The organism is Halomonas sp., assembly GCF_041689495.1.
Taxonomy (GTDB): Bacteria; Pseudomonadota; Gammaproteobacteria; order Pseudomonadales; family Halomonadaceae; genus Halomonas.
The window spans coordinates 1-9,405 of sequence record NZ_JBDNGD010000507.1 but is presented as its reverse complement, the minus strand read 5'-3'; the positions used below and the strand labels follow the sequence as shown (position 1 = coordinate 9,405).

Sequence of the window (9,405 nt, the reverse complement as noted above, 5' to 3'; positions counted from 1 at the left end):
GCCGCCAATGGATAAGGTCCAAGCTGATTCCCGGCGCCGCCGGAGGGGACTGAAAGGCCTCAAGCCGGACCGCAAGGGGCTGGTGCAGATCGGCCTGCTGGCCGTGCTGCTGCTGGCCCCGCTCGGCGCTCACCTGCTCGGGGAGATCTACTACGTCAACCTGGCCTCGCGGGTCACCCTGGTCGCCATGGCGGCGGTGGGGCTGAACCTGGCCGTCGGCTATGGCGGCATGGTCAGCTTCGGTCATGCCGCCTACTTCGGCCTGGGGGGCTATGTGGCCGGTATCAGCGCCTATCACGCCTTCGACATGAGCCTGTTCATGAGCTGGCCTGTGGATGTGCCCGGTAGCGACGAGATGCTGGTGATCTGGCTGGTGACGATCCTGATCTGCGGCCTGCTGGCCCTGGCCATCGGCGCCATTTCCCTGCGCACTACCGGGGTCTACTTCATCATGATCACCCTGGCCTTCGCCCAGATGGTCTACTACTTCGCCAACTCCTGGCCGAGCTATGGTGGCCAGGACGGCCTGCCGATCTATCTGCGCAACAGCCTCCCTCTCGTCGATACCAATGACCCGCTGACCTTCTTCCTGATCTGCTTTACGGGCCTGATGCTGTCCATGACCCTTACCTCGCGACTGATGAAGTCACGCTTCGGGGCGGCGCTGACCATGGCTAGACTCAACGACATCCGCCTGGCCACCGCGGGGATTCCGCCCTATCCCATACGCCTGGCGGCCTTCGTCATCTCGGCGATCATCACCGGCCTGGCTGGCGCCCTCTACGCCGATCTCAACGGCTTCATCAGCCCCACCATGCTGAGCTGGCACCTCTCGGGCGAGTTGCTGGTCATCGTCATCCTCGGGGGTGTCGGACGCCTCTATGGGCCGCTTGCCGGCGCCATCCTCTTCGTGATGATGGAGACCCTGCTGGGAGGGCTGACCGAGTACTGGCGGTTGTTCCTCGGCCTGGTGTTGCTGCTGGTGGTGCTCTTCGCCAAGCAGGGCGTCATGGGCTGGCTGGCCGGGAGGGAGCGCCATGAGTGAAGCGGTGCTGTCCCTGAAGGGCCTGTACAAGCGTTTCGGCGCCCTGGAGGTCACCCGGGACGTGTCCCTGGATCTGCGTCCCGGCGAGATCCATGCCTTGATCGGCCCCAACGGGGCCGGCAAGTCGACTCTGATCGCCCAGATCGCCGGCAACCTCAGGCCCGATGCGGGAACCGTCCGGCTGGCCGGTCGCGACATCACCGGCTTGAGTGTCGCCCACCGGGCCCGTCTGGGGCTGGGGCGCAGCTTCCAGGTCTCGTCGCTGGCCGAACCGCTCTCGGTGATCCGCAACGTCATGATCGGCGTCCAGGCGCTGGCGGGTCACAGCTTCCGCGTCTGGACGCCCATCGACCGGGACGAACGACTGCTGGCTCCGGCTCGCGAGGTACTCAGCCGCATGCAACTCGGCCACCGCGCCGACACCCCGGTGGCCGAACTCTCCCATGGCGAACGGCGCCAGGTCGAGGTGGCCTGTGTCCTGGCGCTCGAGCCTCGCGCCCTGCTGCTCGACGAACCCATGGCGGGGCTCGGCCCCGAGGGTACCGCCCACCTCACCGACCTGCTAGAGACCCTCAAGCGGGAAGTGCCGATTCTCTTGATCGAACATGACATGGACGCAGTGTTCCGCCTTGCCGACCGCCTCTCGGTGCTGGTGGCGGGCAGCGTGATCGCTCATGGGGACGTCGACACCATCCGCCATGATGCCCGCGTTCGCGAGGCCTACCTGGGAGACTGACATGCTCGAACTCACCGCTGTCGAGACCTTCTACGGCCCTTCCCAGGCCCTGTTCGGCGTCGATCTCAGCGTCCAGGCAGGGGAGATGGTGGCCCTGATGGGCCGCAACGGCATGGGCAAGACCACCACCATCCGCTCGATCTTCGGCCTGACCCCGGCGAGCCGTGGCACCATCACCTTCGCGTCCAGAGACCTGCGCCGCCTGCCCAGTTACCGCATCGCCCAGGCCGGGCTGGGGCTGGTGCCGGAGGGCCGACGCTGCTTTCCCAACCTCTCGGTGCGCGAGAACCTGCGAGTCACGTCGCGACCGGGAAACTGGGACCTCCCCAGGGTGGAATCGCTTTTCCCCCGGCTGGCCGAGCGCCATCGCCAGATGGCCGACACCCTTTCCGGTGGCGAGCAACAGATGCTGGCCATCGCCCGAGCGCTGGTGACAAATCCCCGGCTACTGGTCCTCGACGAGGCCACAGAAGGCCTGGCACCGGTGATACGAGGGGAGATCTGGTCGGCCATCCGCCTGCTCAAGGACCAGGGCCAATCGATCCTGATCGTCGACAAGTCGCTCAAGGAAGTCCTGCCGGTCGCCGATCGCTGCACCATCCTCGAGAAGGGCCGCACGGTCTGGACCGGCAAGCCCGACGCGTTGGACGACCATGTTCGGGACCGCTATCTGGGTATCTAGCAGGCTGGCGAAATCACGATAGAGCATGGGTGATGATCAACTGATCCAGCGGTAACCCGGCCGTTCGAGGAAGGCCGACACCAGCATGCCAATCGGGGCCAGGGCCAGGATCAGGAAGCCGATCAGGCTCCAGCCCGGCAGAGAGATGCCCAGCAGCAGGAAATCGATCTCGGCACACTCTCCGGAGCCGGAGAGCACCATCTCGACCACCTCACGCAGCGGCAGGATGTCGATCATGTAATCGAGGCCGGGGCCACAGACCGGGACCTCATCCGCGGGAAGCGACTGCAGCCAGAGATGGCGCCAGGCCACCCCGGCTCCGCCAGCCACCGCCGCCAGCGAGAGGCCGGCGTAGATCACGGTACCCAGGCGCCCGCCGGGATTATGGATGGCGGCGACCAAAAAGACCGCCGCGGCCGTGAGAACCGCCACCCGCTGGAAGATGCACAGCGGACAGGGCTCGAGGCCACCCAGGTGTTCCAGGCCCAGCGCCACGGCCATCATCAGGACGCAGAACGCCAGGCCGGCCAGGGCCCAGTGGCGGACACTGAGACGCGCGAGACTCGTCATCAAGAGACTTCTCCATCGGCGACGCGCGACTTTCGGGCGCGCTCGGCATAGTGGGCCAGGAAGTCATCGAAGCGCTCGGTCTGTGCGGCCTCGATGTCCGCCTGCTGTTGTCGGGAAATTTCCACCAGGTCATCGAACATGACCTCGCGGGCGGGATCCATATCGGTATCGCGAAACTCCTGCCGCTGGGCCCGGGCGATAGCGAGCATAGCATCGCTGAGTTCTTCGCCGGTCTCGCGCAGGTGGGCGAGCAGCCGACCGGAAGGCGTCAAGCCGGGGTCGTCCAGGCGCGGCGCCAGGGCGGTGATGGCATCGGCGTAGGGACTACCCTCCTCGAGCAGGTCGAGCAGCTCGGCGACACGGCGCATCTCGGCGATGATCTCGCCTCCCCAGTCGGCGATGGAACGCTGACGCTGGCCATGGGTCAGGCGCAGGTCGGGGTCGCGGCCCCGTTCGACCACCAGACGACGGTTGTCATCCAGGCGATCGCATTCCTCGTCGGGGATCCAGGGACTCTCGGCGAGCAGGCACCACATCAGGAAGGTATCGAGGAAATGGATCTGGGTGGCATCGATACCCAGGGGCTGAAAGGGGTCGAGATCCAGGCAACGCACCTCGATGTATTCCACTCCGCGAGACTCCAGCGCCTGGCTGGGGGTCTCATCATGACGGGTCACCCGCTTGGGGCGTATGTCGCTGTAATATTCGTTCTCGATCTGCAGGATATTGGCGTTGAGCTGGCGCCACTCGCCATTCTCATGCACCCCCAGGGCCTGATAATCCGGCCAGGGCGTCGAGATGGCATGGCGCAGCGTCGTCACGAAGTTCGACAGGGAGTTGAAACAGATCTTGATCTGGGCCTGTACCTTGTTCTGGTAGCCCAGATCCGACATGCGCAGGCTGGTGGCGAATTCCGAGACCAGGGTTTCCTGGCCATGGGCCTGAAGCCTGGAAGGCACCTCGCGTCCCGACAGGAAACTGCGGTCCAGTGCCGGGGAGGCCCCGAAGAGGTAGAGCAACAGCCAGCTGTGCCGGCGGAAATTGCGGATCAGACCGAAGTAGCGTGCCGAGCGGAAGTCCTTCATCGAGGTGGCTTGCGCCCCCTCCAGCTCGCGCAACCTCTCCCAGAGATCGTCGGGAAGCGAGACGTTGTAGTGAATCCCGGCGATGGACTGCATGATCCGGCCATAGCGCACATCCAGCCCCTTGCGGTAGACATGCTTCATGATGCCCACGTTGGAACGGCCGAAATCGGCGATGTCCACGCTGTCACTACCGTCGAGGCGGGACGGCATGCTGGCCGGCCAGATCAGATCGTCACCCAGGCGACGATAGCTGAAGAGGTGCAAGTCGGCGAGAAAGTCCAGGGCATCCTGCGGCCGGGAATACACCGGCGTGACGTATTCGAGCAAGGCCTCGGAGTAATCCGTGGTGATGTGCGGGTGGGTCAGCTTTGACCCCAGCGCTGCCGGATGAGGCGTCCGGGCGATGTGCCCTGCCGGATCGACGCGCAAGCCTTCCTTCTCGATGCCACGCCGCAGGCGACAGAAGTCACCGCAGCGGGCCGGATCCTCGAGACGCGCGATGGCGGTGGCGAGTAAATCGGACAAGATGAACACCCCATGTCGTGGAAACCGGCCGGAGGGACCGGCTTCCTGGTTGGCCGTCATGGACGATGACGAGACGGGAATTATGCCGTCCATGGCGGAGGATGCAAAGATTAGCCTGCTTCAGGATTTCTTCGTCGCCTTGAGCAGGGCGGCGCCCAGGGCACCCACCTGCCCATCGGCTTCTGTCGACGTCGGCCGGTTTTCCTTTCGGGCCGGCTTGTCGCCGCCACGATGACGCTCGCCGGCCCTGCCCTCGCGATGCGCCTTGCCCGAGGCCTCCTGCTGGCCCGGTTCGTCAGCGAGGCGCATGGAGAGCCCGATGCGCGAGCGCTCGAGATCCACGTTCATGACCTTGACCCTGACGATGTCGCCCGCCTTGACCACGCTGCGCGGGTCATCGACGAAACGCTCGGCGAGTGCCGAGATATGCACCAGGCCGTCCTGGTGGACGCCGATATCGACGAAGGCACCGAAGTGGGTGACGTTGGTGACACTGCCCTCGAGGATCATGCCCGGCTCGAGATCCTTCGGGGTCTCGACGCCTTCGCGGAACTCGGCGGCCTTGAATTCCGGGCGAGGATCACGGCCCGGCTTGTCCAGTTCGGCGAGGATATCGCTGATGGTCGGGACGCCGAAGCGCTCATCGGCAAACTCGTCGGGCTTGATGGCCTTGAGAGTGGCGCTGTCGCCGATCAAGCCGGACAGGCCACGACCGCTGCGCCTGGCGATACGCTCCACCAGCGGATAGGCCTCCGGATGCACGGCGCTGGCATCCAACGGATTGCCGCCGTTCATGATGCGCAGGAAGCCGGCACACTGCTCGAAGGTTCTGGGCCCCAGGCGATTGACGTCGAGCAACTGCCGGCGGCTGGTAAAGACGCCGTCGCTGTTGCGTCGGGCGACGATGGCCTCGGCAAGGGCCGGACTCAGGCCGGCTACCCGCGACAGCAAGGCACTCGAGGCGGTGTTCAGGTCGACGCCTACGGTATTCACGCAGTCCTCGATCACGGCATCGAGGCTCCTGGAAAGCTGTAGCTGGGAGACATCGTGCTGGTACTGACCGACGCCGATGGACTTGGGCTCGATCTTGACCAGCTCGGCCAGCGGGTCCTGCAGACGACGGGCGATGGAGACCGCCCCGCGGATGGTGACGTCCAGGTCGGGGAGTTCCCGGGAGGCGTATTCCGAGGCGGAATAGACCGAAGCACCCGCCTCGCTGACCATCACCTTGGACAAGGGGGGCCTTCCCGACAGTGAGGCGACCAGTTCGCCGGCCAGGCGATCGGTCTCGCGACTGGCGGTGCCGTTGCCCACGGCGATCAATGCCACATCGTGCTTCTCGATCAGCGCGGCAAGCTCTTTGAGCGCCGCCTTCCAGCGCTTCTGGGGGGCATGGGGATAGATCGTCGCCTGCTCGAGGAACTGGCCGGTACCATCCACCACCGCCACCTTGCAGCCGGTACGCAGGCCAGGGTCGATGGCCAGCGTCGCCTTCTGACCCGCCGGGGCGGCCAGCAGCAGATCCTTGAGGTTGTCGGCGAAGACCCCGATCGCCTCCCGTTCGGCCCGCTCACGCAGTCGCCCCATCAGTTCGGTTTCCAGGTGGGTGTAGAGCTTGACCCGCCAGGTCCAGCGCACCACGTCGGAGAGCCACTTGTCGGCGGCGCGTCCCTGATCGCGGATATCGAGGTGTTTGGCGATGGCCACCTGGGCGGGATGGATCGGCGCCTCCTCCTCGCCGGGCAGCCGAATCGCCAGGGCCAGGATTCCTTCGTTGCGGCCGCGGAACATGGCCAGGGCACGGTGAGAGGGCACCCTTGACAGTTTCTCGTCATGCTCGAAGTAGTCGGAGAACTTGGCGCCCTCCTGCTCCTTGCCCCCGGTGACCCGGGCACTCAGTTCGCCTTCGCTCCAGAGTCTCTCGCGCAGACGGCCCACCAGTTCGGCATCTTCGGCGAAGCGCTCCATGAGGATCTGCCGGGCGCCATCCAGCGCCGCCTTGGTGTCCTCCAAGGCCGGGATATCCTCATGGGCGGCGCGAAGGTAGGTCGCCGCCTCGACCTCGGGGTCCAGGGTCGGATCGGCCATCAAGGCATAGGCAAGGGGCTCGAGGCCAGCTTCCCGGGCGATCTGGGCCTTGGTGCGGCGCTTCTTCTTGTAGGGAAGGTAGAGATCTTCAAGACGCTGCTTGGTATCGGCGGCCCGGATCTGTGCGGCAAGAGACTCGGTCAGCTTGCCCTGTTCGTCGATGGCGGCGATCACCGCCTGGCGACGCTCCTCGAGCTCGCGCAGATAGGCGAGTCGCTCATGCAGCTGGCGCAGCTGGATGTCATCCAGCCCGCCAGTCACTTCCTTGCGGTAGCGGGCGATGAAGGGCACGGTCGCCCCGCCATCCAGCAGTTCCACCGTAGCGGTGACCTGCTGGGGCCGAACGGAAAGCTCCTCGGCGAGGCGCGAGATGATGCGGTTGGCGGCGTCCATGAAACCCCTTCGTTGATCCTCGAAACGAATCGCGACAAGGTATCACAAACGCCCCGGGGTCGCTGCTCAGGCGGGCGCGAAGGTCAACGCCAGGCCGTTGTTGCACCAGCGCAGGCCGGTGGGCTCAGGGCCATCATCGAACACATGGCCCTGGTGGCCGCCACAGCGAGCGCAATGGTACTCGGTACGCGGCCAGATGGCCTTGTAGTCGGTCTTGCTGAGCATGTGCCCTTCCACATGCTCGAAGAAGCTCGGCCAGCCGGTACCGGAATCGTATTTCATGGCGCTGGTGAAGAGCAGCAGATCACACCCCGCGCAGTGGAATTCGCCTTCCCGCGTTTCCTTGTCCAGAGGGCTGGAGAACGGCGGCTCGGTGCCCGCCTCGCGCAGGATCTCGAACTGCTCCTCGGCCAAGCGCTCACGCCATTGCGCCTCGCTCAGTTCGAGAGGCTCTATGTCCGGCGCACGGGACAGATCCGGCTTGGGTCTGGCACTGGCCAGGCTCGGAAAGAGGCCGACGAGTCCGCCGACACCCAGCGCTCCCAGAAAATGGCGTCGTTTCATTACAGGTCTCCGTCAATGGGTCTCATCTAACCATACGTTGCGGCCAACGAAGTGGATGCAACTGAGACCTCATCGACCGCCGACAGTTCGATGTCGCGAGCGACTCGAGCGTCAGACGAGGCTGGGCCCGGCCCGGAGGATGGCGTCGCTGACACCCTCGAACTTCTTGAAGTTCTCCACGAACTTGACGGCCAGGTCACCGAGTTGACGATCGTAGGCGAGCGGGTCTTCCCAGGTTTCTCGGGGATCGAGCAGCCGGGAATCGACACCGGGTACGGTGACGGGCACGTAGAGGTTGAGACCCTCGATTCGCTTCGTCTCGATGCCACGCAGCACGCCGGACTGGATGGCGGTAATGATGGCGCGCGTCGTCGGGATCGCGAAGCGCGACCCGTCCTCCCCGTAGGCGCCACCGGTCCAGCCGGTGTTGACCAGGTAGACCTGGGCATCCTGCTTGGATACCCGCTTGATCAGCAGGTCGGCGTATTCGCGGGCCGGACGCGGGAAGAAGGGAGCCCCGAAGCAGGTCGAGAAGGTGGCCTCCAGGCCGGCGGAAGAGCCCATCTCGGTGGACCCCACCTTGGCGGTATAGCCGGAGAGGAAGTGGTAGGCCGCGGCTTCCTTGGAGAGCACCGAAACCGGCGGCAGCACCCCGCTCATGTCGCAGGTCAGGAAGATGATGGCATTGGGCTCGCCGGCGCAGTTCTCCGGCACGCGCTTTTGAACGTGCTCCAGCGGATAGGCCGCCCGGGAGTTCTGGGTCAGGCTGTCGTCGGTGTAGTCGGGCTCGCGGCGGTCGTCGAGCACCACGTTCTCGAGCACGCTACCGAATTTGATCGCGTGCCAGATCACCGGCTCGTTCTTCTCGGAGAGGTCGATGCATTTGGCATAGCAGCCCCCCTCGATGTTGAAGACGGTACCAGGACCCCAGCCATGCTCATCATCCCCGATCAGGTAGCGCGCCGGGTCGGCGGAGAGGGTCGTCTTGCCGGTACCGGACAGACCGAAGAAGAGGCTGGTCTCGCCATCCTCGCCGACGTTGGCGGAACAATGCATCGGCAGCACATCGACGTCCGGCAGCAGGAAATTCTGCACCGAGAACATCGCCTTCTTCATTTCCCCGGCATAGCGCATGCCGGCGATCAGCACTCGTTTCCCGGCGAAGTCCAGGACCACGCAGCCTTCCGTCTGGGTGCCGTCTCGTGCCGGATCACACTCGAAATACGGGGCATTGAGGATGGTCCACTCGTCCTTGGCCGCGGGGTTGTAGGCCTCGGGGCGGATGAACATGGTATGCCCGAAGAGGCAGTGCCAGGCGGTCTCGGTGGAGATCCGCACCGCCAAATAATGATCGGGATCGCTGCCTACGTGAAGTTCGGCGACGTAGTGATCGCCACGGCCGAGATAGGCGTCGACACGCGTCCAGAGTGCCTCGAATTTCTCTGCATCGAAGGGACGGTTGACGCTGCCCCAATTGATGCTGTCGCGGGTGGAGGGCTCATCGACGATGAAGCGATCCTTCGGCGAACGGCCGGTGCGTGCCCCCGTATTGACGACCAGGGCACCGTTGGCAGCCAGGCGGCCTTCGCCCCGGGCGATGGCGAGCTCGATCAGCTCGGCGGCGCTAAGGTTGACGTGGGCCCGTACGGGGGAAACGGACTGGGCGCTGGCAGTCCGGGAGGCGGCGTGGGTGATGGTCATGTCAATTCCTGGGCCT

Annotated in this window: 8 protein-coding genes; 3 read left to right on the top strand and 5 right to left on the bottom strand. The window is 65.1% G+C overall.

Going from position 1 to position 9,405, the window contains the following annotated elements; translation table 11 throughout:
* The first annotated feature begins 7 nt into the window (after window positions 1-7).
* Genes ACESMD_RS15105 through ACESMD_RS15095 form a run of 3 tightly spaced genes read left to right on the top strand, consistent with a single transcriptional unit; the run spans window position 8 to window position 2,463 of the window.
* Window positions 8-1,045 carry a branched-chain amino acid ABC transporter permease gene (locus ACESMD_RS15105; protein ID WP_372614590.1) on the top strand — a complete coding sequence of 346 codons (1,038 nt, stop codon included), beginning with the start codon at window positions 8-10 and terminating at the stop codon, window positions 1,043-1,045.
* Window positions 1,038-1,781 carry an ABC transporter ATP-binding protein gene (locus ACESMD_RS15100; protein WP_372614588.1) on the top strand — a complete coding sequence of 248 codons (744 nt, stop codon included), beginning with the start codon at window positions 1,038-1,040 and terminating at the stop codon, window positions 1,779-1,781. The genes ACESMD_RS15105 and ACESMD_RS15100 overlap by 8 nt, the downstream gene beginning before the upstream one ends.
* Window position 1,782: 1 nt before the next feature.
* Complete coding sequence (locus ACESMD_RS15095; RefSeq protein ID WP_372614586.1) at window positions 1,783-2,463, top strand: ABC transporter ATP-binding protein; 681 nt, start codon at window positions 1,783-1,785, stop codon at window positions 2,461-2,463.
* 36 nt (window positions 2,464-2,499) lie between these two features.
* Here ACESMD_RS15095 and ACESMD_RS15090 read toward each other — a convergent pair whose 3' ends face one another.
* From ACESMD_RS15090 to ACESMD_RS15070, 5 genes are all read right to left on the bottom strand, one after another.
* Window positions 2,500-3,033 (bottom strand): disulfide bond formation protein B, encoded by a 534-nt coding sequence (locus ACESMD_RS15090; RefSeq protein WP_372614584.1) that lies wholly within the window; start codon window positions 3,031-3,033, stop codon window positions 2,500-2,502.
* Window positions 3,033-4,643, bottom strand: a complete 1,611-nt coding sequence (gshA, locus tag ACESMD_RS15085; RefSeq protein ID WP_372614582.1) for a glutamate--cysteine ligase — start codon at window positions 4,641-4,643, stop codon at window positions 3,033-3,035. Before gshA ends, ACESMD_RS15090 begins: the two co-directional genes overlap by 1 nt.
* Before the next feature lie 120 nt (window positions 4,644-4,763).
* Window positions 4,764-7,124 carry a Tex family protein gene (locus ACESMD_RS15080; RefSeq protein ID WP_372614580.1) on the bottom strand — a complete coding sequence of 787 codons (2,361 nt, stop codon included), beginning with the start codon at window positions 7,122-7,124 and terminating at the stop codon, window positions 4,764-4,766.
* A gap of 66 nt (window positions 7,125-7,190) precedes the next feature.
* Entirely contained in the window at window positions 7,191-7,688 is a 498-nt protein-coding gene (gene msrB / locus ACESMD_RS15075; protein WP_372614578.1) for a peptide-methionine (R)-S-oxide reductase MsrB, read from the bottom strand.
* A 111-nt stretch (window positions 7,689-7,799) separates the two neighbouring features.
* Complete coding sequence (locus ACESMD_RS15070) at window positions 7,800-9,389, bottom strand: phosphoenolpyruvate carboxykinase (RefSeq protein ID WP_372614576.1); 1,590 nt, start codon at window positions 9,387-9,389, stop codon at window positions 7,800-7,802.
* Window positions 9,390-9,405: the final 16 nt, after the last annotated feature.

Coding starts and splice junctions, on each gene's coding strand:
- ACESMD_RS15105 (WP_372614590.1), top strand. CDS start 8: ATGGATAAGGTCCAAGCTGATTCCCGGCGCCGCCGGAGGGGACTGAAA.
- ACESMD_RS15100 (WP_372614588.1), top strand. CDS start 1,038: ATGAGTGAAGCGGTGCTGTCCCTGAAGGGCCTGTACAAGCGTTTCGGC.
- ACESMD_RS15095 (WP_372614586.1), top strand. CDS start 1,783: ATGCTCGAACTCACCGCTGTCGAGACCTTCTACGGCCCTTCCCAGGCC.
- ACESMD_RS15090 (WP_372614584.1), bottom strand. CDS start 3,033: ATGACGAGTCTCGCGCGTCTCAGTGTCCGCCACTGGGCCCTGGCCGGC.
- ACESMD_RS15080 (WP_372614580.1), bottom strand. CDS start 7,124: ATGGACGCCGCCAACCGCATCATCTCGCGCCTCGCCGAGGAGCTTTCC.
- msrB (WP_372614578.1), bottom strand. CDS start 7,688: ATGAAACGACGCCATTTTCTGGGAGCGCTGGGTGTCGGCGGACTCGTC.
- ACESMD_RS15070 (WP_372614576.1), bottom strand. CDS start 9,389: ATGACCATCACCCACGCCGCCTCCCGGACTGCCAGCGCCCAGTCCGTT.